Genomic DNA, 23,119 nt, shown 5'->3' with positions numbered 1-23,119 from the left:
GAGCGGCATCAGGCGAAATACAAGGTAGCGAGACCGAGGAAGGACATGAATCCTACCACATCGGTCACCGTGGTCAGTGCCACACCGCCGGCTAGCGCCGGGTCTATGCGCATGGCGCGGAGCGTCACCGGCAAGATAGCGCCGGCGAGGGCGGCGGTAATCAGGTTGATGACCATGGCGGCAATAATAATCCAGGCAATGCGGTGATCCCCAAACCACAGCGCAGTGATGGCGCCGAGGACTGTGGACCACAAGATGGCATTCAGCGCCCCGCTGGCCAGCTCCCTAGACAATAGCCATCCCAGGTTGCTTTTGCCTATCTGGCCGAGGGCCATGCCGCGGATCACCACCGTAAGCGTCTGGCTGCCGGCAACCCCCCCCATACTGGCGACAATGGGCATCAGCACCGCCAGGGCCACCACCTTGTCGATGGTGCCCTGAAACAGGTTGATGACCCAGGACGCCAGCAGCGCTGTGAGCAGATTGACACCGAGCCAGATGGCGCGGCGGGGGGCGGTGCGGGCGACGGTGGCGAAGGTGTCTTCTTCTTCGTCGAGACCAGCGAGGCTCATCAGCGAGTGGTCTGCATCTTCGCGGATCACATCCACCACGTCATCGATGGTGATGCGCCCGAGCAGGCGCTTGTGTTCATCCACCACTGGCGCGGTTACCCAGTCGTATTTGGTAAACAGCCGCGCCACTTCATCGTCGGGCATATCTGCGGGAATCGGGTCCACATCGGTCACCATAACTTCGCGCACGGTGACGGACGGATCGGTGGTTAACAGCTTGGTCAGTGGCAGCAGGCCGATAAAGCGGTCTTTGCGGGTTACCACAAACAGGTTGTCGGTGGACTCGGGGAGTTGGTCGTGCCGGCGCAGATAGCGCAAAACCACGTCGAGGGTAAGGTTGGGGCGCACGGACACGATCTCCGTGTCCATCAGGCCGCCGGCCGTTTCCTCGTCGTAGGCGAGGACGCTTTCCACACGCTTGCGGTCGCTCTCGCTCATCGCCGAGAGCACCTCTGCCATCACCCGCTCCGGCAGCTGCTGCAGAATATCGGCGACGTCATCCGCATTCAGCCCCTCCATGATGGTTACCATTTCCTTGGTATCCATGGTGGAAAGAATCTGGCTTTGTACCTCGTCGGGGAGCTCTTGCAGGACTTCCCCTTCCACGTCCTGGTCGATGAGTTTCCACAGGACCTGGCGAATGTGCGGGGGCGAACTTTCCAGCAGTTGGGCAATACTCTGCGGCGACAGGGATGCCAGCATCTGCTGTACTTCCCGGCCGGTGCCGCTATCCAGCGCCGCATATAGCTCGCCGAGCTGCTTTTGCGCGCGGAAGGTAAAGTCCGTATTGGTGGTGGGATTAACCACGGTGTTTCCTGCTAGCTGGTGGTGTTGCGCGTGTGCCGCGTTTGGCGGCGTGTATGGCGATCAGGCCCTGCGCTTACTCACCCTCACCGAAGCGGTCGTTGATCAGTGCGCAAATGGCTTTGTGCGCGGCGTCTTCGTCGCGGCCGATGACTTCCAGTTCCAGCTCGATGCCCTTGCCGGCGGCCAGCAACATCAACGCCATCACGCTCTTGCCATCTACCGCCTTGCCCTGGCAGTGCACCTTCACCTCAGAGGAAAAACGGGCGCTGGTTTGGGCAAACTTACTGGCGGCACGGGCGTGCAGTCCGAGCTTGTTGATGATGGTGATCCGGCTTTTTTGCATGGGCGCTGTTCTTCTGGTTATCGGTGCGGGTAGCGGGGCGTTTCCTGGGGGATTCAGTCCCGGTTTTTCTGCTGTTCCCGGTGGCGTATCTGAATATTTTCAAAGGTCTCGGCGAAATGCCTGGCGAGAGCTTCCACCATATACACGGAGCGGTGCCTGCCGCCGGTGCAACCGATCGAGACGGAGGTATAGCTGCGGTTGCTCTGCTGGTAGGAGGGCAGCCAGCGCTCCAGATACGCGGTGATATCTCGCTGCATATCCTCGGTTTCCTGATGGGAGCGGAGAAACTCGGCGACCTCGGGGTCTTTGCCGGTCTTCTCGCGCAACTCGGGTACCCAGTAGGGGTTGGGCAGACAGCGCAGATCAAACACCAGATCCGCATCCACGGGTACCCCGTGCTTGAAACCGAAGGACTGAAACAGTACCGCCATGCCCGGTGAGTCCTTGCCCACGACACGGGTCTTAATCTGGTCTCGCAGCTGGTGCAGGCTGAGATTGCTGGTATCGATCACCAGGTCGGCCATGGCAGCGAGTGGCGCGAGGATCTCTTTCTCGCGATTGAGTGCTTCCAGCAGATGGGTATGGCTGTCGCTCAATGGATGCTTGCGGCGAGTCTCGCTAAAGCGCTGTACCAGGACCGGTGAGCGCGCGTCCAGATAAACCACATCGCAGTCCACGCCATTTGCGCGCAGGTCGTCAATGATCTTGGGGGCCTGGGCCACATCCTGCCACAGGGTGCGCGCATCAATGCCCAGTGCTAGCTGGGTGTTTTCCTCCGGCGGCTGCTGGCTAACGCGGCGCAGCAGGTCCGGCACCAGGCTGGTGGGAAGGTTGTCGATACAGTTGAAGCCAACGTCTTCCAGCAGCTGTAGGGCAGAACTTTTTCCTGAACCCGAACGGCCGCTGATAATGACCAATCGCATTGCTGTCGCGCTCCTTGCTGGTTGGCTGGCACCGGTTTTGGTGTAGCGGTGGCGAACCGTGCCAGTATAAAGCAGTCACCCCCGGTAGCGGGGTGGAAATTTATGCCGCTGCAGCGCTGTTAATGGCCAGCGCGTAGAGCTCGTCGCTGGTGGTGGCGTCACGTAATTTTTCCCGCACCCGGCTGTCGCTGAATAGCGCGGCAATTTCCGCCAGGGTATCGAGGTGCTCCTGCTCTGAATCGTCGGGGACGAGCAGCGCAAACAACAGGTCCACGGGCTGCCGGTCGATGGCATCGAAGTCTACCGCAGGGGAGGTGGTGCACAGCACTCCGATCGGCTTTTCGCAGCCGGGCAGGCGGCAGTGGGGGATGGCGACCCCTTCGCCAATACCGGTGGATCCCAGTCGTTCACGGGCGACCAGCTGACTGAATACCGTGTCGGCATCCAGCTCGGGGAACTGTTCAGAGATCGCCTGGGCGATATTGAGCAACAGCTTCTTCTTGCTACTCCCAGCCAGGTGGCAAAGACTCAGGCGGGGAGAGAGTAATGCTTCCAATGTCATAACGTACAGATGATCTAGCGGTGCAAGTCAGCCGTTGCTCTTGGGTACTCCAAGTACTGAGACTAGCGGTGACTGCGTAACTTCTCTTTGTGTTTCAGCAGCTGACGGTCGAGCTTGTCCGTGAGCGAATCGATCGCTGCGTACATATCGTCAGATTCCGAGTCGGCAAAAATATCCTTGTTGCCGTTTACGTGCACTAAGGCCTCGGCTTTCTGAGTGAGTTTGTCGACAGACAGAGTGACCTGTGCATTGTTGACGAGGTCGTTGTGGCGGGAGAGCTTGTCCAGTTTGGTCAGGCAGTAATCGCGAATGGCCGGAGTAACTTCTACATGGTGACCACTGATATTGATCTGCATGGATTTCTCCTTATTGGGTACAACACGAATCCTGTCGCACCCCCGCTCAGGGCGGCAACCCTACTAGGAAGTGCGTCAGAATGGAAGGATACACTCGGCGCAGGGCTATTGGTTGTGCGGAATACTGCTTTCAGGGCTCGAAGTAGTCAGTATGCGAGGCAAGTTTTCGCTGAAAAATGACCGGTTTGGTTAGACCAGTCTCTTACGCTCGCTCGAAGAGGGGATACCCATGGATTCCCGGTACTTGGCCACAGTGCGTCTTGCGACTTTGATGCCCTGGGAGTCCAGTTCCTGGGTGATCTTGTTATCGGATAGTGGTTTACGCGGCTGCTCGCCATCGATCAGCTTGCGAATCAGCGCGCGAATGGCGGTGGATGAGGCGTCTTCACCGGAGTCGGTGCTCACGTGGCTGGAGAAGAAATACTTGAGTTCGAATACGCCCCGGGGGGTGAGCATGTACTTCTGGGTGGTCACCCGCGAGATGGTGGACTCGTGCATGCCGATGGTCTCGGCAATATTCGCCAGCACCATGGGTTTCATGGCTTCGGGACCCTGCTCGAAAAAGCCCTGTTGTTTTTCCACGATGCTGCTGGCCACTTTGAGCAGTGTCTCGTGGCGGCTCTGTAGGCTCTTCAGGAACCAGCGGGCTTCTTGCAGGTTGTCCCGCAGGTAGTTGTTTTCGCTGGAGTTGTCAGCTCGCTTGATCAGCGAGGCGTAGGTGTCGTTGATGCGCAGCTTGGGGGTGGTTTCCGGGTTTAGCTCCACTACCCAGCGATCCTGCTTGCGAGTGACGATGACGTCCGGCACCACATACTGTGGCTCCTCGCCGCCAAAGACTTCACCGGGGTAGGGGGTGAGCGTCTGAATCAGGCGCATCACTTCACCAAGCTGTGTTTCATTGAGGCGGGTGCGTCGGCTTAGCTGGCGAAAATCGCGTTTGCCCAGCAGATCGAGGTGCTGGCCGACTACGGTCAGCGCCTGTTCCAGCCAGGGGGTCCCCTCGGGTAGCTGACGCAACTGCAGGATCAGGCTTTCACGCAGGTCGCGGGCGCCACAGCCAACGGGTTCAAGCTGTTGAATCGTCTTGAGGACCGCGGTTACTTCATCGGTATCCACTTCGAGGGATTCCGCCAATTCTTCCACGCTGGTATCGAGAAAGCCGTTCGGGGCGATGGCGTCAATGAGTGCCTCGCCGATCTGCTTGTCCGAGTCGGTGAGTGGTGTGAGGTTCAGTTGCCACAGCAGGTGATCCTGCAGGCTTTCGGAGACCGCGTTGCGCTGCTCCAGCGCGTACTCTTCCGTTTCCGCCGACCCGCTGCTGGTGCCACCGGAGTAAATGTCATCCCAGCGGGTATCTACCGGCAATTCGTCGGGGATGTCGCTGCTCCAGTCCCCCTCGGCGGTGGATTCTGCCTGGGGCTCTGGTGCGCTCTCGGTGCGTTCTTCGGCTTGCTGGGCTGGGGTGTTCTGGTCTTGGTGGGACTCGCCGGCGTGCTCGTCAAAATCTGACTCGAGCAGCGGGTTGCTGTCCAGTGCGGATTGAATTTCCTGTTGCAGATCCAGCGTCGACAATTGCAGCAGGCGAATAGCCTGCTGCAGCTGGGGGGTCATTGTCAGCTGCGTGCCGAGTTTTAACTGGAGTGACTGCTTCATAGAGGTTTGCCGGCAGAAAAATCTGGCGATGACCTACCGAAAAGAATTTTATTCCTTTGGCGGCGGGATAAGGCTCATTTCCTGCAGACTACCCCGGGGAGGGTAGGAAGACAAGGGGCAAGTTAAGCAATAAGTATGCCGAAAAAGTCACGCCTTCCGGTTAAGCGTGTATTCCCGTGATCAAAATCTCTATTTTTCACGGTTTCTGGAAAGCTTTTCTGAAAAAGGCTCAAATCGTGAACTGATGGCCCAGGTACACATCTTTCACTCGTTTGTTTTCGGCGACGTCTCTGGGGTTGCCAGAGGCGATGATGTGACCTTCGCTGACGATGTAGGCGATTTCGCAGATGTCGAGGGTCTCGCGCACATTGTGGTCGGTGATCAGGACGCCGATATCGCGATCCCGCAGGTGGCGAATGATTTGCTGGATATCGGCGACGGAGATCGGGTCAACACCGGCAAAGGGTTCGTCCAGCAGTACGAATGCAGGGTTTGTCGCGAGTGCGCGCGCTATTTCCACTCGGCGGCGTTCACCGCCGGAGAGTGCCATGCCGAGGCTCTCGCGAATATGCGTGATATGGAACTCTTCCAGCAATGACTCGAGTTGCTCTTTGCGCTGCGTGCGGTCGAGGTCTTTGCGGGTCTCCAGAATTGCCATGATGTTGTCTTGTACCGACAGGCGCCGGAATACCGAGGCTTCCTGTGGCAGGTAGCCAATACCCTTGCGGGCGCGACCGTGCATGGAGAGGCCGGTAATGTCCTCATCATCGATCAAAACCTGGCCCGCGTCGGCCTGTACCAAGCCCGCAATCATATAAAAACAGGTGGTTTTACCCGCGCCATTGGGGCCGAGCAGGCCTACAATCTGCCCGCTGGATACGCTGACGGACACATCCTGAACAACTTTGCGCTTTTTGTATTGCTTGGCGAGGTGTAGTGCCTTGAGCGTGGGCATTGCTTAATTCCGCTGTCAGCGCTGCGCGCTGTTTGAATTTTTTTTTCGTGATCTTGTCGATGTAAGAGGGGCGTTATTGCCCATCCTGAGCTGGCTTGGCCTCCGGCTTCCAGATCATCTCGACGCGCTTCTTCTCGGACTGGCCCTGAGCCTGCATCTGCTCGCTGTTGAGGTCATAGTCGATGCGTTCGGCAGACAGGGTATTGCCGTCGCGATCGACAAAGGCTTCACCAGTTAGCTGTAGGGCATCGCTTGCTACCAGGAATTCGATTCGCTGGGCGCGGGCCTTTACTGGATTAGTGCTTTCTTCCACTTGCTGTTGGAAGTGTGCGGGTTTGCCGGTGGCGACCACTTTGTTGATTTCGCCTTTGCTGTTGCCGTGCACTTCCACGCGGTCTGCGCGAATTTGCAGCGAGCCCTGGCTGATGACTACGTTGCCACTGTAGATCGAAAGGTTTTTGCTGCGATTGGCCTCGAGGTTGTCGGCGGAGACTTTGACAGGCTGTTGTCGATCGTCGGGCAGTGCAAGTGCCTGCGGAGCCGCCAGTACGCAGGCTGCGGTGAGCGCGAGTGCGGCGATTTGCCCGCGGGAATTAGCGAGTTTCATAGCGACTTTCCACATTGGAGAGTATTTCTACCTTGTCTTGTTTGAGGTCTGCCCGCAGGCCTTTGCCGGTAGTGATGTTGGCACCATCGGTAATGGTAACAACTTTGTCGGTTTCGGCGAATTCCTCGCGGGGTTTAAGGGTAATTTTCGGAGTGCGCAGGGTGATTCCCGGTTGCGGCAGCTCTGAGACAGAAACGTCTCCCTGCAATACAACTCTCTGGCCGTTGTTGTAGGCAATACCCTTGCGCGACTCGGTGCGCCATTTCGTGTCTTCGCCCTGATAAAACATCATGCGCGGTTCGGTAAGGTCGGCGCGGTCGCGGCGGGCAAACCGAAAGAAGGTAATGCGCTCGGCGTCCACTTCATAGGCGAGATCGCCATCGATGTTGTAGTGGCGTGTACGCGCATCGCGAATGATCAGGTCCGCGGCACGATTGTGTTCCTGCTGGGTGGGGCGTTTACCCAGTAGCTGCTCTGGTGGGCTCTCGGTAAACCAGAGTCCGGCAGAGATGAGAGCCACCACGATCACCAGGGGGAGCCAGGTGCGCATTCCGTTGTTTCTTCCTTTTCTCAGTCTGCTAAATAAGGAGCGAGGGCGGCCTCAAAGGTTCCCTGCGCGTGCATGATACGGTCGCATACTTCTCTCACCGCACCCATACCTCCGCGGCGCTCGGTGACAAATAGCGCGCGCTCGCGTACCGGGTGCGCGGCATCCGGCACAGCAATCGGGCAGCCCACCCGGGTCATCAGCTGCAGGTCCGGGTAATCGTCGCCGACATAGGCAATGTTTTCCAGATCGTAAGGTTCGTTGGCGAACAGCTCCAGGAAAGCGGTGTATTTGTCTTCACGGCCCTGGATCAGGCGAGTGATGCCGAGGTCATGTGCGCGCTTTTCCACCAGGGCGCTGCGGCGCCCGGTAATGATCGCGACGGCCACACCCGACTTCTGCAGCATTTTAATGCCCTGTCCATCCAGGGTGTGGAAGGTCTTCTGTTCGTTACCCTGGTTGTCAAAATACAGGCGGCCATCGGTGAGCACGCCGTCCACGTCCAGGATCAGGTGGCGGACCTTGCTCAGCTTTTCGTGGATTTGCTGCTGGCTGGCTGTAGGGGTGGGTTGGGTCAAAAGTCTCGTCCTTCAATTCGGTCAAATAACGCCGGCGCGCAAAACGTCATGCATGTGCAGCAGACCGATCGGGTGGTGTTCCGGGTCTTCTACTACCAGCGCGGTGATTTTGTTGTCTTCCATAATGCGCAGGGCTTCGGCGGCGAGTGTGTGCGCACTGACCGTCTTCGGACGTCGGCTCATCACTTGTTCCATAGTGGCGGTATCCAGTTCCAGTTTCTGGTCGATTACTCGGCGTAGGTCACCGTCGGTGAATACTCCGAGCAGTTGCCCGTTGCTATCCACAATCGTGGTCATGCCAAAGCCCTTGCTGGTCATTTCCAGGAGGGCTTTGGATAACGGTGTTTCCGGGGATACCTGGGGAAGTTCTTCACCGGCGTGCATCACATCGGCGACTTTGAGTAGCAACTGCCGGCCAAGAGCCCCCCCGGGGTGGGAAAAGGCGAAATCCTCGGCGGTAAAGCCGCGGGCCTCAAGCAGCGCCACTGCCAGTGCGTCACCCATCACCAGGGTTACGGTGGTGGAAGAGGTTGGCGCTAAGTTCAGCGGGCAGGCTTCCGTCTCAACGGCAATATCGAGATTGACGTCTGCGGACTGCGCCAGTGGAGAATCTGTCTTGCCAGTCATGCTGATCAGCGGAATACCCAGTCGCTTCAATAGCGGAAGCAGGGTGAGTACTTCTGCGGAAGAGCCGGAATTGGATATGGCGATGACCACGTCGTGGCGGGTGATCATGCCCAGGTCACCGTGGCTGGCTTCTCCCGGGTGTACAAAAAAGCTCGGCGTGCCAGTGCTCGCCAGGGTGGCGGCGATTTTTCGGCCAATGTGGCCGGATTTGCCCATGCCGGAGACGATTACACGGCCGCTACAGCCCAGCATGAGCTCACAGGCGCGGTGAAAGCTATCATCAACGCGAGCTTCCAGCGCCGCCACAGCGGCGGTCTCCATGGTAATGGTGCGGCGTCCCGCCTGGAGAATCAGGTCTTTACCCATCGTTTGTCTCACTGTCTCGGGGCAGTCTCTAGCGTAGCTTTGCGGAAGACGTCTGCTTGGGTGGCAGAAGTGCTAACCTATCAATATTGGCTCAAAAAGCGGCGCCTTAAGGCAAAGTGACCCAGTGCCGCTTGTCCGCGGGGCCGCCATGGTATAGTTTGCCGCCGCTATTGTCAGCTGTAGAGCTGGGGCGAATACATATTCCGCCTTTTTGCGTCAGTCAGCGTGATTTTTCGGCGTCCCATGACACTTTTTGGCGTTATGGGCATCCAAGGGACGAATTGCCAATGGGAGATGATCTGTGAGTGCACTCACTTCTACCTTTATTTCTACCGATAGCACCGGAAAGCGTTCCGGCTCGGCTGTGACGCGTATCGTGCGCAAGGCGAGTCTGTGGATGTCTGCCGCGCTGCTGTGTCTGGTGGCGCCCTTCGCTACAGCCGCCCAAAATCCCTACACCATGATCGAGGGGGTTTCCGGCCAGCTTCTGAATACTATTCGCGCCGAGGGTCAGCACCTTAGCGCCAATCCTCAGCGTTACTATGCCGCCGTGGATCGGGTGCTCGCGCCGGTGGTGGACTTCGACTTTATCGCTCGCGGCGTAATGGGTAGCTATGCGAAAAAGGCGACGCCTGCGCAGCGCGCCAAGTTTGCCAGTACCTTCCGCCGGGATCTGGTGGCGACCTTTGCCCGCGGCGTTGCCACCTTTGGCGATCTGGACGTAAAGGTGATTAACCCCGGGACAGCGCCCAGCGGTAATCGCGTCAATGTGCTGCAGGAAGTGCGCAGTAACGAAGGTTTGACCAAAGTTTCCTACACCCTTGTGCGTAATCGCAGTGGCCAGTGGAAGCTGATCAATGTGATCTTGAACGGTGTAAACCTGGGTAAGACCTTCCGCGGGCAGTTTGCCCAGGCCATGCAGGCGAACAACGGCAACATCGACAAGGTGATCGCCGGTTGGTCTGCGGCGGACAAGGTTGCAGGCAACCCCTGATCCCTGCGTCGTATCCATACAGCGGTGTGCAGTGGCGGTAACGCGGCTGCGCACCGGGCGCTATTCCAGTACACTTGCGCGCTCTTTGTTATCCGATAGTAATTCCCTCCTATGCAGCCAGATCAAATCAAGTCCCTGATCGAAGGGCACATTCCCGGCAGTAATGTAGAAGTGGCCTTCGAAGGCAGCCACCTGCAGCTCACCGTGGTTAGTGACGCGTTCGACGGCCTCAGCCGTCTGAAAAAACAGCAGCTGGTTTACGCTGCGCTGTCTGACAAAATTGCCGATGGCACCCTGCACGCGGTGCAAATGAAAACCCTTACGCCCGAAGAGGCAGGACTGTAATTTTTGTGATGCAGGCATTTTTTGCATCGCAATTGGAAACCACAACGCATGGATAAACTGATTATCGAAGGGGGCAGCCCCGTCTCCGGAACCCTGAAAATCTCTGGAGCCAAGAATTCCGCTCTGCCGATTCTTGCTGCGGCCCTGTTAGCCGACGGCCCTGTGCAAATTCACAATTTGCCGCACCTCAACGATATCACCACCATGATCACCCTGTTGCGGTGCATGGGGACCGAAATCACCATCGACGAGAAGCTGGGTGTGGAGATTGATCCACGCTCAGTGAACGAGCTCACCGCGCCCTATGAGTTGGTGAAAACCATGCGCGCGTCCATTCTGGTGCTCGGCCCTCTGCTGGCCCGTCACGGTGTGGCGAACGTTTCTTTCCCCGGTGGTTGTGCGATTGGCAGCCGGCCTGTGGATATTCACCTGAAAGGCCTCGAGGCCATGGGTGCTGAAATTACCATCGACGAAGGTTTTATTCGCGCACGCAGTAATGGTCGTCTCAAAGGCGCCAATATTGTGATGGAGAAAGTGACCGTTGGCGGCACCGAAAACCTGCTGATGGCGGCCGTATTGGCCGAAGGTACTACCGTGCTGCACAACGCAGCACGCGAGCCCGAAATTGTCGATTTGGCTGAATTCCTGATGGCGATGGGCGCGCAGATTGAAGGTGCCGGAACCGATACCATTCGTGTGCATGGCGTGGCGCGATTGAATCCATGTACCTTCAATGTGATGCCGGATCGTATCGAAACCGGCACCTTTCTGGCGGCGGCCGCTGCTGCCCGCGGTAAGGTACGCCTGACCCACACGCGCGCGGATATCCTGGATGCGGTGCTGGTCAAGTTCGAGGAAGCGGGCGCGCACCTCAGTATTGGAGATGATTGGATCGAGCTGGATATGAAGGGTAACCGCCCCAAGGCGGTGAGCTTTCGTACTGCGCCGTATCCCGCGTTCCCTACCGATATGCAGTCTCAGTTCACCGCGATGAATGCGGTTGCGGAGGGTAAGGGTACCGTGGTGGAGACGATTTTTGAGAATCGACTGATTCAGGTACACGAACTCAATCGTATGGGGGCGGACATCATCCTCGAGGGTAATACCGCCATTGTCACCGGTGTGGAAAAGCTCACTGGTGCACCGGTGATGGCCTCAGACCTGCGCGCTTCCGCAAGTCTGGTTATCGCGGGCATGGTGGCGGAAGGTATTACCACTGTGGATCGCATTTACCATATTGACCGTGGTTACGAATGTATTGAGGAAAAGTTGCAACAATTAGGTGCGAATATTCGTCGCGTACCAGGCTAACCCTTAATCCTTTACTGATGAGTCGGGCATGGGCCCGATTCCTTCTAGCGCTATTCTAGATTTGTATTGGCGCGGCCAAGCAAGAGTCGATAAGCTCCCGGGGGATTTTGGGGGCGATGCCCACGCACTTTGGCCCGGATATTCCGGGCTCACAAACAACCATAAATGCTATGCAGATCACTATTGCCCTGACCAAGGGGCGTATTCTCAAGGAAACGCTGCCGCTGCTCGCGGCTGCAGGTTTGGAGCCCGCGGAAGATATTGCCAAGAGCCGCAAACTGATTTTTCCCACCAATCAGGAAAATGTTCGCCTGTTGATCCTTCGTGGTTCCGACGTGCCTACCTATGTGCAACACGGTGCCGCCGATATGGGCGTGGCGGGTAAAGATAACCTGCTGGAGCACGACGACAGCAATATCTACGAGCCGCTTGATCTCAATATCGCGCGCTGCCGGCTGATGACGGCTGGTATTAAAGGCGCACCTCTGCCCAGTGGGCGTATCAAGGTTGCTACCAAGTTCGTGCAGTCGGCAAAGCGGTATTACGCTGCACAGGGGCGCCAGGCCGATATCATCAAGCTGTATGGCGCGATGGAGTTGGCCCCGCTGATGGATCTCGCCGATGAAATTGTGGATATCGTCGATACCGGTAACACCCTGAAGGCGAATGGCCTGGAAGCGCGGGATGAAATCGCAGACATCAGCAGTCGCCTGATTGTGAACAAGGCTTCCATGAAAATGAAATATGGGCCGATCAACGCGTTGATCGAGCAGTTGGCCGAAGCGGTGCGTGCACGGAGCGGGGAGTAGTCCTCCATGAGTGATTTTTCCATACGCCGGCTGGATGCTGGCACTGCAGATTTTTCCAGTGAACTCGACACCTTATTGGCGTGGGAGTCGGTAGCCGACACTCGGGTTGAAGCGACGGTGGCCGATATTCTGCGCGAGGTGAAGGCCCGTGGCGACGCCGCGGTAATTGAATACACCAACCGTTTTGATCGCCGGGAGTTGCAGCAGGCGCAAGAGTTTTGTTTGCAGCGTGAAGACTTAAAAGCAGCACTGGAGCGTATCCCTGCGGACAAGCGTTCCGCGCTTGAGGCTGCAGCGGAGCGCGTACGGTCTTATCACGAACATCAACTACAGGCTTCCTGGCAGTATCAGGAAGCCGATGGCACTGTGCTTGGTCAGCAGATCACTGCCATGGAGCGGGTGGGAATCTACGTGCCCGGTGGCAAGGCGAGTTACCCTTCCTCAGTTTTGATGAATGCCATACCCGCGCGGGTTGCCGGTGTTGATGAAATATTGATGGTGGTACCAGCACCAGATAACCAGCTTAGTGATTTGGTACTGGCGGCAGCGGCTATAGCGGGTGTCGACAAGGTGTTTACCATTGGTGGCGCCCAGGCGGTTGCCGCGTTGGCATATGGCACTGAGGCGGTAGCTAGGGTCGATAAAATTGTTGGCCCGGGCAATATTTTCGTTGCCTCGGCCAAGCGCGCGGTGTTTGGCCAGGTGGCCATCGATATGATCGCCGGGCCTTCGGAAATTCTGGTGATCTGCGATGGTGAGACCGATCCAGACTGGATTGCCATGGATCTGTTGTCGCAGGCCGAGCACGACGAGCAGGCGCAGTCGATACTGCTGAGCCCGGATGCCGGTTTCCTGAATGCGGTTGAGCAATCTCTGCAAAAGCTGCTGGCAGATTTGCCCCGAGAAGAGATTGCGAGTCGCTCGCTGGCGGATCGCGGTGCATTGATTCTGGTGCGGGATATCGAGCAGGCGATCGAAGTTTCCAACCGAATTGCTCCGGAGCATCTCGAAGTGTCAGTGGATACACCGGAGCAGTACCTGCCGAAGATTCGCCACGCCGGTGCTATTTTCCTTGGTCGTTACACGGCAGAAGCGCTCGGCGACTACTGTGCCGGGCCCAATCACGTATTGCCTACCAGCGGGACTGCACGCTTTTCTTCCCCCTTGGGCGTCTACGATTTTCAGAAGCGCAGCTCAATAATTTTTTGTTCGCCTCAAGGCGCGGACACCCTGGGTCGGGTTGCCGCGACGTTGGCGAAAGGAGAGGGGTTGGATGCTCATGCCCGCTCCGCCGAGTACCGGGTGCGGGAAACTTCAGACTAGTTTCAGGCTGGTTTCAGAGTAGTTGTGGTGACCTAGTCGCCCGATGATGGAGTGGCCGGTGGGATCTTCGTGGCCTGCCAGGCCACCGCCTGCCACTTGCCGTCGCGTTTGACGAAGGTGCCGGTATTGAAGAATTCGGTTATCTCGGTTTGCTTGTTTTTCGTATCGGCGGAGCCAGGTTCAGCTACGAGCCGGAAGGCAATTACCGCAGTGTCCCCGAATAGACGAATGTCAGTGTCCTCTGCCCGGTAATCTACACTTGCAGTCGTTTGCTCGTTCTCGCTTGCCGCTTCCCGCATTCCCTGAATAATTTTTTTCTTACCGAAGCGCTGGCCGTTTGAACTGGTATAGATCAGGTCGTCTGCCCAGAACCGCTCATGCACCGCGATGTCATTGGATGCGCCCGCGAGGAATTGGTCGAGCAGGCTGTTCAAGTCTTTCTGGTCGTTTGCGAATGCGTTGCTTGCGCACAGTATTGCGAGTGCCAGCACCGTTAGCCCGATATTTAAAGGTTTCACTGCCTTTCTCCTGTTAACCGCGTTTTTTAGTTTCCTTCCGGTGTCTGGGGCGTGTTCCCATCCGGTTTTTCTGAGATGGTAGCGCGGGTGGCAAGCACTTCGCCTTCGCGGATATAGGTAATGGTCACAACTTCCCCGGGACGCAGTGTCGCCATTGCGGCGTTGCCATGCTTGCCGTCATTAATCGGCGTGGCATTGATGTGAGTGATAACGTCACCGGGCCGCAGCCCCGCCTCTTGCGCCGGCCCCTGATTGTAGATCGCGGTAACAATGACTCCATTGGTGGAGGTCAGGTTAAACGAGCGTGCCAGTAGTGGAGTCAGGTTTTGCGCTTCGATACCGAGCCAGCCGGGTACCACTCGCCCGAACTCAATAATGTCCTGCATCACTTTGAGGGCAATATTTGCGGGGATCGCGAAGCTGATTCCACTGGTGGGCGCGGTTTGATCGAGAACCCTTGTGTTGATGCCAAGCAGTTTACCGCGTGCATCGACCAGTGCGCCGCCGGAGTTGCCGGGGTTAATCGCAGCATCGGTTTGCAGGAAGTTCTGTAGATACCCCCCGACACCGGTGTTTCCCAAGTCGCGCTCGGTTGCGCTGATGATGCCCTGGGTAACCGTTTGCCCCACTCCCCATGGGTTGCCGATAGCGAGCACTACATCACCAACCTGCGCCCGGTCCGGGTCGCCCATCTCGATAGCGGTCAGGTTGGGGAGGTCAATCTTGAGTACCGCAAGATCAAATTCTGCGGAGGCGCCGACTAATTTAACTTGCCCCTCACGGCCGTCCGCCAATACCACTGAGACCTGCTCCGCACCGGAGATGACATGGAGGTTGGTTAATAAGTATCCATCCTCGCTGACGATAACGCCAGAGCCTAGGTTTTGTTGTAAGCGCTCGCGCTGCAGCGGAGTCATTTTGTTTAGGTAGAAGGGGAACAGGGGGTGGTTCGCCATCGGGTGATTGCGCAAAGGAATGCGGCTAAACACGTTGACCACCGCAGGCCCCGCCAGATTCACAGCGCTGGAGTAGGATGCTGGGCCTGAGGTGGCGATCCCCGGAGAGGGGTTGTTGGTCGTTCCGCGCAGGTGGGGAAACACCAAAAGTAGTGCGGCCGCCACCGCCAGGCCAATTGCGGCGGGGATGGCCCAATCTTGCACAAATCGTTGTAATAGCACCGAAGGCTCCTTGATTTGAGGTCATTATACGTCTTTCGGTTCTGGTGTCCTCAACAGAAGTTCTAACCCGGGCTCATTCAAGTACTTGGTGTGGAGCCGCTAATCCGTATAATGTGCGGCTCAAAAATTCCGTCTGGTTCCTCATTTTCAGGAGTGTCTATGTCCCTGGTTCGTCCACACGGCAGTGTCGAGCTGCAGCCGCGCTTTGTCTACGATGCCGAGCGCCATCACCAGCTCGCGCACGAAGCGGAGTCCCTGCCTTCCATCGTCGTAAGCTCCGCTGCAGCGGCGAATGCGGTGATGTTGGGTGCAGGTTATTTCAATCCACTGCAGGGTTATATGAATCTGGCGGATACCCTGAGTGTGGCCGAGACTCTGCGCACCGTTGATGGCCTGTTTTGGCCGGTACCTGTGGTAAACATGGTGGAAGATACTTCCGCGATCGCCGGTGCGAAACGTATTGCTCTGCGGGATCCCAACGTTGAAGGCAATCCAGTGTTGGCGGTGATGGACGTTGACGCTATCGAGACGGTGACCGATGAGCAGGTAAATACCATTGCCGAGCATGTATTCGGTACTCTGGATGGAGCCCACCCCGGCGTTGCTACCTTTAAGGGGGCAGGCCGTCAGCTGATTTCCGGTTCAATCGAAGTGCTCAATTTCAGCTACTTCCAGGCGGACTTCCCGGATACCTTCCGCACCGCGGTGGAAATTCGTAACGAATTTGTCGAGCACGGTTGGAGCAAGGTTGTTGCTTTCCAGACCCGTAACCCTATGCACCGTGCCCACGAAGAGCTGTGCAAAATGGCACTGGATGCGGTTGATGCGGACGGTGTACTTATCCACATGTTGCTGGGTAAGCTGAAGCCGGGTGATATTCCTGCCCATGTGCGCGATGCAGCTATTCGCAAAATGGTGGAAGACTACTTCCCCAAAAACACTGTGATGGTGACCGGATATGGATTCGACATGCTGTATGCGGGTCCGCGTGAAGCCGTTCTGCACGCGGTATTCCGCCAGAACTGTGGCTGTAGCCACCTGATCGTTGGTCGCGATCACGCCGGTGTTGGTGATTACTACGGTGCGTTCGATGCGCAGACTATCTTCGACGACAAGGTGCCCGAAGGTGCGCTGGAGATTGAAATCTTCCGCGCGGATCACACCGCTTACTCGAAGAAGTTGAATCGTGTGGTCATGATGCGCGACGTGCCGGATCACTCCAAAGAAGATTTCATTTTGCTGTCAGGCACCAAGGTGCGTGAGATGCTGGGTAACGGTGTTGCGCCGCCCCCGGAATTTTCCCGCCCCGAGGTTGCTCAGATCCTGATGGATTACTACCAGAGCCTGTAATTTTTAGGCTTGTGAAGGTTGCTCGGGTGATGCAAAGCTCGAGCGACATAAAAAAGGCGGGTTAACCCGCCTTTTTTTATGTCTTGTTACTGCGTGATCGCAGTGTATGCGCTTAGCGGTGGGTAACCCCTTCGGGCGCGGGAGTCGGAGTAGGGGCGGAAGCTTCCTTCTCCAGACCAAACTCTTCCGATAATGTGCCTTTGGCGCCGGGTTCTTTGGGTGCCCAGTCGCGCGGGGGAAGTACGTTGAGTTCCTCGTTGCGGTCGCTCAGTTGGCCGCTGCCTGCTTCAAGCATCTGTCGGCCGATATCCTGGCTGGACAGGCGCATCGCGCTGTTGGCCAGATATTCGTGAACATCTCGGTAGCTTTCGGTGAGGTTGTGGACTAGCTGCGCAGTCTGATCGAAATGTTCATTCACCTGAAGCTGAAAGTCTTCCAGCTTGGTGTTGGCTTCTTTTAGGCGCAATTCCAGTTCCTGGGTGCGGTCAATACTTTGGCGTCCACGTGTTGCGAGAAACGCCAGTAGTGCGCCGAGGGTCAGGCCAATCACGCCCACCAGAATTAAAACCGAAGTTGAGTGCACGATACTTCCTCCTCTTAGAAAAATGGCACCGGCCAATCCGTGGCGGCGATCTTATTATACGCAATTCCGTAGGCTGCGCCGTGGCGGTGTTTGTGCCAATTTGTAGGGGATTTGGTAAAGTGCGCGCCAGTCGACCTGTAGTTGACTCTTCCACTTGAGCCCGTGGTGCCAAATATAGGTGTCAGTGGTTCCTTCCCGGCAGCGTCGCCTTGAAATTAATGAACGGTTTCCCACAAATGGTCACGGAACAGCATTCGCATGCCCCTGGAGCGTCCTCGCGGCGCCTGTCTCCCATGGCGCGTTATCAGCGCGACCTGCAGCGCCCCGACTTCATGGAGGATCCCGCGCAGCGTGCGGCGGTCGAGGAGTTGCAGGATTTATATGAGCGTCTGATTGCAGGAGAGCGAGAGGGTGGGTTGCTCGCACGAGTGCGCCGTCTTTGGGGTGGGGCGAACGTGCCGGAGAAGGGGTTGTACTTTTGGGGTGGTGTCGGGCGCGGCAAAACCTATCTGATGGATGCCTTTTATGAGTCGCTACCCTTCGAGCGCAAGCAGCGCACGCACTTTCATCGCTTTATGCGTGAGGTTCACCGTCAGTTGAAGACGCTGGCTGGGCAGAAAGATCCCCTGGAGAAGGTGGCGGACAGCATTGCGGAGCGCGCACGCGTGCTTTGTTTTGACGAGTTTTTTGTTTCGGATATCACCGATGCAATGATTCTGGCTAATTTGCTGCAGGCGTTGTTCCAGCGGGGGGTTACTCTGGTGGCTACCTCAAATATCGTACCTGAGGGTTTGTATCGCGATGGTCTGCAGCGCGCGCGGTTCCTGCCCGCGATCGATCTACTGCTGACACACACCAAGGTGGTTAATGTGGACAATGGGGTGGATTACCGCCTGCGTGCCCTCGAAATGGCCGAGTTGTACCACAGTCCGCTGGATGAGGATGCGGATGTGAGTCTGATGCGCTCCTTTAATAGCCTGATGGTGGAGGGGGCTGAAGTGCGTGAGCAGGTTACGCTGGATATCGAGGGGCGCCCCATTGTTGCTGTGCGGATCGCCGATGATGTTGCGTGGTTTGAATTTGCCGAGTTGTGCGATGGGCCACGCTCCCAAAATGACTATATCGAGCTGGCGCGTGAGTTTCATACAGTGCTGCTGGCGAATATCCCGCAGTTCAACGAGCGTACCGAGAGTCAGGCGCGGCGCTTTATTAATTTGATCGACGAGTTTTATGACCGTGGCGTCAATCTGGTGGTGTCGGCGGCGGAGCCCATCGAGTGCCTTTATGGCGGGCGTCAGCTGCGCTTCGAGTTTGAGCGTACGGTGAGTCGCTTGCAGGAGATGCAGTCCCGCGAATATCTGGCCCAGCCACACCGTGCGGAATAGGTGCTCTCTCCTTATATAGCAAGCGGTGCAGAGCGGGGTTGTGTGGGTGTTCGGCCCGAGACGGGCTGTTCACAAGTTGCTCAATTTTGTGCTTGAAAACCCCAGGGCGCTTATGTAGTATTCGCGCTCTTTTCGTGGGACGGCCCCCATTTCGGGAGCCATATACAGGTGTTTTATAACATGAAGACTTACAGTGCCAAGCCAGAAGCGGTCACTCGCGACTGGTACATTGTTGACGCTGCGGACAAGACTCTCGGCCGTATTTCCGCCGAGATCGCCCACCGCCTGCGCGGCAAGCACAAGCCTGAATATACGCCCCACGTGGACACCGGTGACTACATCGTAGTAATCAACGCCGAAAAGGTCCGCGTGACCGGCAATAAGGCCAAAGACAAGATCTACCACAGCCACTCCGGCTACCCTGGTGGTCTTAAATCCATCAGCTTTGAGAAGCTGATCGACAAGGCGCCTGAGCGCACTATCCAAAGTGCTGTGAAAGGCATGCTCCCCAAGGGCCCTCTGGGTCGCGCCATGTTCAAGAAATTGAAGGTGTACAAGGGTAGCGAACATCCTCATGCGGCCCAGCAGCCGATTGAACTGTCGATCTAAACGGAATCATTCTCATGGCAACTACTCAATACTACGGTACCGGCCGCCGCAAGACCTCCACCGCTCGCGTATTTATCGCGCAGGGTGAAGGTAAAATCAGCGTTAACGGTCGCTCCCTGGATGAATACTTCGGCCGCGAAGTGGCGCGCATGATCGTGCGTCAGCCGCTGGAAATGGTCGATATGGTCGAAAAATTCGACATTAACGTTACTGTTAAGGGCGGCGGTTCCTTCGGTCAGGCGGGCGCTATCCGTCACGGCCTGACTCGCGCTCTGATGCAGTATGACGAGTCCCTGCGTCAGCCGCTGCGTGCAGCTGGCTACGTTACTCGTGACGCTCGTGCTGTTGAGCGTAAGAAAGTCGGTCTGCGCAAAGCGCGTAAGAAGCCGCAATTCTCCAAGCGTTAAGCGAGAATTTATTTTTCTGGCCCGGCAAATGCCGGGCTTTTTTTTGCGTGCGCTTTGGAAGTTGTGCCGAATACAGTTTGTTGGTTGTATGAAAAGTCACCAGTTTGCCGCGTGATTACCGACGTTCGCCTCCGTATTCACCTTGTATCAAATTGGCATTTTCTTTAACATTGCGCGAATTTCTATCCGCTTGCACTTGGGGTTTGGCCATTTTGTCCTATGGCCGAGCAGGCGGGCCAGTTGTAGGGGAGTTTCTGTTTTAAGTCTCTGATTTTGTGACGGTCGTGTTGTGATCGCCACACGGGCGCTCTGTTCTCTCTGGTTTTTTGAGCCATTGAAGCTGCATCGTCGTTGCCAACGCACGGGATACCCTGAATTACCTGCGCGCCGTGGTTTTTGGATTCTTGACAGTCGTTTTCCGGAATTTTGGGTTTGGGCCAGTCAGTCTCGAGCTTGTGTATGGCAAGTTACGGGGCGCTGTGATGGGAGATCTACGTCATGAGTGATGACGGTGTAAATGTGGGGCGTCGTCGATTCTTGACTGCCGCTACCTCCGTTGTGGGTGGTGCCGGGGCAGTGGGGGTTGCTGTACCTTTTGTCGCCTCCTGGAATCCGAGTGCCAAGGCTAAGGCCGCCGGCGCACCAGTTAAGTACAACATTGCCAAGCTGGAGCCGGGCCAGATGGTCACCGTTGAATGGCGCGGTAAGCCCGTTTACGTGGTGCGTCGTACCCAGGAAGTCCTGGACAACCTGACCAAGGTTGATCCGTTCCTGCGTGATCCTGAGTCTCAGGAATCCACCCAACCGGCGTATGTTGACCCGGAAAATCGCGCAATCAAGCCGCAGACTCTGGTGCTTGTTGGTCTCTGTACCCACCTGGGCTGTGCGCCCATGTATCGCCCGGAAGTGGGCACTGCCGATCTCGGCGGTGACCAGTGGCAGGGTGGTTTCTTCTGTGCCTGTCACGGCTCCAAATATGACCTGGCTGGCCGCGTATATACCGGTGTTCCGGCTCCGCTGAATATGGAAGTGCCTCCCTATTCCTACGACGGGGATGACGTAATCGTAATTGGCGTAGATCAGGAGGGTGCTGCATGAACTGGCTAACCGCACTTGGCGATTGGGTCGACCAGCGACTGCCGATCTACCGCGCGTGGGATACCCATATGGGTAAGTACTACGCGCCCAAGAATTTCAACCTGTGGTACTTCTTTGGTGTGCTTTCCATGCTGGTTCTGGTGAACCAGCTGTTGACCGGTATCTGGCTGGTAATGAGCTACACGCCTACCGCAGAAGGTGCATTCGCTTCCGTTGAATACATCATGCGCGATGTAGAGATGGGGTGGATTATTCGCTATCTGCACTCCACGGGCGCTTCCGCCTTTTTCGTGGTGGTTTACCTGCATATGTTCCGTGCGCTGATGTACGGTTCGTATAAGCCGCCGCGCGAGCTGGTGTGGATCTTCGGTATGTGTATCTACCTGGTGCTGATGGCCGAAGCCTTTATGGGCTACGTACTACCGTGGGGCCAGATGTCCTACTGGGGTGCACAGGTAATCGTATCTCTGTTTGGCGCCATCCCGGGTATTGGTGAAGATCTGGTGCAGTGGATTCGCGGTGACTACCTGATCTCCGGTATCACTCTGACGCGCTTCTTCTCTCTGCACGTAATTGCGCTACCACTGGTGCTGGTACTGCTGGTTGTGCTGCACATTCTGGCGCTGCACGAAGTCGGCTCTAACAACCCCGATGGCATCGATATCAAGAAGAACAAGGACGCGAACGGCGTACCGTTGGATGGCGTTGCTTTCCACCCGTACTACACCGTGCACGACCTGGTAGGTATCGCGGTATTCCTGTTTGCCTTCTGTGTGGTGGTGTTCTTCTTCCCAGAAATGGGTGGTTTCTTCCTGGAGTACGCGAACTTCGAAGAAGCGAACCCGCTGAAGACACCTGAGCATATTGCGCCGGTATGGTACTTCACGCCGTTCTACGCAGTGCTGCGTGCGGTGACCATCGATATCGGCCCGTTGACTGCGAAATTCCTTGGCCTAGTGGCCATGGGTGCTGCCATTGCCATCCTGTTTGTGCTGCCTTGGCTGGATAAGAGCCCGGTGCGTTCCATCCGCTATAAAGGTTGGCTGCCGAAGGTTCTGCTGCTGGTATTCGCGGCGATCTTCATTATCCTGGGTTACCTGGGTGTGAAGTCCCCGACCCCTGGGCGTAACTTCCTGGCGCAGGTTGCTACCCTGTTCTACTTTGCATTCTTTGTAACCATGCCGATCTGGACAAATCCGACCAGCCGTAAAGGCATGTTGTCCTGGATCGTGAGCGGCGCGTTCGGCTTCATGTTCCTGTGGATGGCAGTGGCCAACTGGGGAGCGAGCCTGTTCGTGGGTCTGCTGTCCCTGCTGTTTGCGGTGTTCTTTGGCATCCTGCCGTGGCTGACCGATCGCGATGTGGTACATCCGGAGCCTGAGCGTGTTACCAGCCCTTCTGGGGCCAAGACGTTCATTACTCTGTTCGCCGGTATCATTGCTGTTCTGCTGCTGACCTTTATCCCGATTAAGGCAGTTGGTGCGTCCAGTGACATTGAGCTGGACTACATCAAGACCGATCTGACCGATAAGCCTTCCTTGCAGCGCGGAGCCAAGTACTTCGTGAACTACTGCATGGGCTGTCACAGCGCCAACTTTTCCCGCTGGGAACGCGTGGCCACGGATCTGGATATTCCAAACGAATTGATGCTCGAGTACCTGGTATTGGGTGACGCCAAAATTGGTGATCTGATGGAGATCTCCATGAAGCCGGACGATTCCAAAGTCTGGTTCGGCGCCACTCCGCCGGATCTGACCCTGGTGGCGCGCGCCCGTTCGCCAGAATGGCTATACACTTACCTGCGCAGCTTCTATAAAGATGACAGCCGCCCGCTGGGTGTGAACAACAAGGTTTTCCCCAATGTTGGTATGCCGCATGTACTGATGGAGCTGCAGGGCCTGCAAGAGTGTGCCCCGGGTCCGAAACGCGATCACGGCAAAGTCGTGCGTGACGAAATGGGTAACCCGATCATGGATGCCGACTGCGGTAGCCTGCGAGTTGGCGATGTGAAAGGCACTATGGATGACGTGCAGTACGATCAGGCGGTCTTCGACCTGGTTAACTTCATGGAGTATATCGCCGAGCCGATGGCGGAAACCCGCAAGCGCATTGGTTTCTATGTGCTGGCGTTTATTTTGGTGTTCTTCATCTTCGCCTGGCTGCTTAACCGCGAGTACTGGAAAGACGTACACCACTAAGGTTAAGCCTGAGAATTTTTCGGGTGGTGGGCCGCCGGCGTGCCGGTAGTAGCTCATCGCCCGTTTTCTTTTTTTGAATGATTTGGCTGGGCATGTCCCAGTCATTAGATTGAGG

25 protein-coding genes are annotated in these 23,119 nt (G+C 56.8%); 11 read left to right on the top strand and 14 right to left on the bottom strand.

What is annotated here, in order from left to right:
• Positions 1–8: 8 nt before the first annotated feature.
• From mgtE to Mag101_RS13390, 11 genes are all read right to left on the bottom strand, one after another.
• On the bottom strand, positions 9–1,379 hold the full coding sequence (gene mgtE, locus Mag101_RS13440) for a magnesium transporter (protein ID WP_077406000.1): 1,371 nt from the start codon (positions 1,377–1,379) through the stop codon (positions 9–11).
• A 73-nt stretch (positions 1,380–1,452) separates the two neighbouring features.
• Entirely contained in the window at positions 1,453–1,722 is a 270-nt protein-coding gene (locus tag Mag101_RS13435; RefSeq protein ID WP_077405998.1) for an HPr family phosphocarrier protein, read from the bottom strand.
• 53 nt (positions 1,723–1,775) lie between these two features.
• Entirely contained in the window at positions 1,776–2,645 is an 870-nt protein-coding gene (gene rapZ / locus Mag101_RS13430; protein WP_077405995.1) for an RNase adapter RapZ, read from the bottom strand.
• Positions 2,646–2,745: 100 nt separating this feature from the next.
• A complete protein-coding gene (gene ptsN, locus Mag101_RS13425; RefSeq protein WP_077405992.1) occupies positions 2,746–3,207 on the bottom strand; it encodes a PTS IIA-like nitrogen regulatory protein PtsN in 462 nt (153 codons plus the stop codon).
• A 62-nt stretch (positions 3,208–3,269) separates the two neighbouring features.
• Positions 3,270–3,563 carry a ribosome hibernation-promoting factor, HPF/YfiA family gene (gene hpf, locus Mag101_RS13420; RefSeq protein ID WP_077405989.1) on the bottom strand — a complete coding sequence of 98 codons (294 nt, stop codon included), beginning with the start codon at positions 3,561–3,563 and terminating at the stop codon, positions 3,270–3,272.
• A gap of 189 nt (positions 3,564–3,752) precedes the next feature.
• Positions 3,753–5,216, bottom strand: a complete 1,464-nt coding sequence (locus tag Mag101_RS13415) for an RNA polymerase factor sigma-54 (RefSeq protein ID WP_077405986.1) — start codon at positions 5,214–5,216, stop codon at positions 3,753–3,755.
• Positions 5,217–5,445: 229 nt separating this feature from the next.
• Complete coding sequence (gene lptB, locus Mag101_RS13410; protein ID WP_077405983.1) at positions 5,446–6,171, bottom strand: LPS export ABC transporter ATP-binding protein; 726 nt, start codon at positions 6,169–6,171, stop codon at positions 5,446–5,448.
• Positions 6,172–6,244: 73 nt separating this feature from the next.
• Positions 6,245–6,778 (bottom strand): lipopolysaccharide transport periplasmic protein LptA, encoded by a 534-nt coding sequence (lptA, locus tag Mag101_RS13405; protein WP_077405980.1) that lies wholly within the window; start codon positions 6,776–6,778, stop codon positions 6,245–6,247.
• Complete coding sequence (gene lptC, locus Mag101_RS13400; protein WP_077405978.1) at positions 6,765–7,328, bottom strand: LPS export ABC transporter periplasmic protein LptC; 564 nt, start codon at positions 7,326–7,328, stop codon at positions 6,765–6,767. The genes lptA and lptC overlap by 14 nt, the downstream gene beginning before the upstream one ends.
• 20 nt (positions 7,329–7,348) lie before the next feature.
• Positions 7,349–7,903, bottom strand: coding sequence for a KdsC family phosphatase (locus Mag101_RS13395; RefSeq protein ID WP_077405975.1), 555 nt, complete (start codon positions 7,901–7,903; stop codon positions 7,349–7,351).
• Positions 7,904–7,924: 21 nt separating this feature from the next.
• The gene (locus Mag101_RS13390) at positions 7,925–8,896 is read right to left on the bottom strand and encodes a KpsF/GutQ family sugar-phosphate isomerase (protein WP_077405972.1); all 972 of its coding nucleotides are present in this window, start codon (positions 8,894–8,896) and stop codon (positions 7,925–7,927) included.
• Between the two features lie 301 nt (positions 8,897–9,197).
• Here Mag101_RS13390 and Mag101_RS13385 point away from each other — a divergent pair, with 301 nt between their 5' ends.
• The 5 genes from Mag101_RS13385 to hisD all read left to right on the top strand — a co-directional run bounded on the left by Mag101_RS13385 (position 9,198) and on the right by hisD (position 13,678).
• Positions 9,198–9,890: an MlaC/ttg2D family ABC transporter substrate-binding protein gene (locus Mag101_RS13385; protein WP_232325025.1), complete on the top strand. Its 693-nt coding sequence runs from the start codon at positions 9,198–9,200 to the stop codon at positions 9,888–9,890.
• Between the two features lie 111 nt (positions 9,891–10,001).
• Positions 10,002–10,235, top strand: a complete 234-nt coding sequence (locus Mag101_RS13380) for a BolA family protein (protein WP_077405969.1) — start codon at positions 10,002–10,004, stop codon at positions 10,233–10,235.
• Positions 10,236–10,283: 48 nt separating this feature from the next.
• Positions 10,284–11,546, top strand: a complete 1,263-nt coding sequence (murA, locus tag Mag101_RS13375) for a UDP-N-acetylglucosamine 1-carboxyvinyltransferase (RefSeq protein WP_077405966.1) — start codon at positions 10,284–10,286, stop codon at positions 11,544–11,546.
• Between the two features lie 170 nt (positions 11,547–11,716).
• Entirely contained in the window at positions 11,717–12,355 is a 639-nt protein-coding gene (hisG, locus tag Mag101_RS13370) for an ATP phosphoribosyltransferase (RefSeq protein WP_010132503.1), read from the top strand.
• A gap of 6 nt (positions 12,356–12,361) precedes the next feature.
• The gene (hisD, locus tag Mag101_RS13365) at positions 12,362–13,678 is read left to right on the top strand and encodes a histidinol dehydrogenase (protein ID WP_077405963.1); all 1,317 of its coding nucleotides are present in this window, start codon (positions 12,362–12,364) and stop codon (positions 13,676–13,678) included.
• Positions 13,679–13,710: 32 nt separating this feature from the next.
• On the opposite strand, the gene Mag101_RS13360 is transcribed toward hisD, so the two are convergent.
• Together Mag101_RS13360 and Mag101_RS13355 are read right to left on the bottom strand one after the other, a co-directional pair.
• Positions 13,711–14,196, bottom strand: a complete 486-nt coding sequence (locus tag Mag101_RS13360) for a nuclear transport factor 2 family protein (RefSeq protein WP_232325023.1) — start codon at positions 14,194–14,196, stop codon at positions 13,711–13,713.
• A 26-nt stretch (positions 14,197–14,222) separates the two neighbouring features.
• A complete protein-coding gene (locus tag Mag101_RS13355; RefSeq protein ID WP_077405959.1) occupies positions 14,223–15,374 on the bottom strand; it encodes a S1C family serine protease in 1,152 nt (383 codons plus the stop codon).
• Positions 15,375–15,533: 159 nt separating this feature from the next.
• On the opposite strand from Mag101_RS13355, the gene sat reads away from it, so the two are divergent.
• Positions 15,534–16,724 (top strand): sulfate adenylyltransferase, encoded by a 1,191-nt coding sequence (sat, locus tag Mag101_RS13350; RefSeq protein ID WP_198039991.1) that lies wholly within the window; start codon positions 15,534–15,536, stop codon positions 16,722–16,724.
• A 112-nt stretch (positions 16,725–16,836) separates the two neighbouring features.
• Here the strand turns inward: sat and Mag101_RS13345 are convergent, their stop codons facing one another.
• Positions 16,837–17,307, bottom strand: coding sequence for a YhcB family protein (locus tag Mag101_RS13345; RefSeq protein ID WP_077405956.1), 471 nt, complete (start codon positions 17,305–17,307; stop codon positions 16,837–16,839).
• A 293-nt stretch (positions 17,308–17,600) separates the two neighbouring features.
• Between Mag101_RS13345 and zapE the strand changes: the two genes are divergently transcribed.
• The 5 genes from zapE to Mag101_RS13320 all read left to right on the top strand — a co-directional run bounded on the left by zapE (position 17,601) and on the right by Mag101_RS13320 (position 23,004).
• Positions 17,601–18,692, top strand: a complete 1,092-nt coding sequence (gene zapE / locus Mag101_RS13340; RefSeq protein WP_077405953.1) for a cell division protein ZapE — start codon at positions 17,601–17,603, stop codon at positions 18,690–18,692.
• 180 nt (positions 18,693–18,872) lie between these two features.
• Positions 18,873–19,301, top strand: a complete 429-nt coding sequence (gene rplM, locus Mag101_RS13335) for a 50S ribosomal protein L13 (RefSeq protein ID WP_010132512.1) — start codon at positions 18,873–18,875, stop codon at positions 19,299–19,301.
• A gap of 14 nt (positions 19,302–19,315) precedes the next feature.
• Positions 19,316–19,708 (top strand): 30S ribosomal protein S9, encoded by a 393-nt coding sequence (gene rpsI, locus Mag101_RS13330; protein ID WP_043317418.1) that lies wholly within the window; start codon positions 19,316–19,318, stop codon positions 19,706–19,708.
• Positions 19,709–20,206: 498 nt separating this feature from the next.
• Entirely contained in the window at positions 20,207–20,806 is a 600-nt protein-coding gene (gene petA, locus Mag101_RS13325) for a ubiquinol-cytochrome c reductase iron-sulfur subunit (protein WP_077405950.1), read from the top strand.
• Positions 20,803–23,004 (top strand): ubiquinol-cytochrome c reductase, encoded by a 2,202-nt coding sequence (locus Mag101_RS13320; protein ID WP_077405947.1) that lies wholly within the window; start codon positions 20,803–20,805, stop codon positions 23,002–23,004. Before petA ends, Mag101_RS13320 begins: the two co-directional genes overlap by 4 nt.
• The last annotated feature ends 115 nt before the right edge of the window (positions 23,005–23,119 follow it).

The sequence above is a fragment of the Microbulbifer agarilyticus genome, from assembly GCF_001999945.1.
GTDB lineage: Bacteria > Pseudomonadota > Gammaproteobacteria > Pseudomonadales > Cellvibrionaceae > Microbulbifer > Microbulbifer agarilyticus_A.
This window is presented reverse-complemented; position numbering and strand designations above follow the sequence as displayed.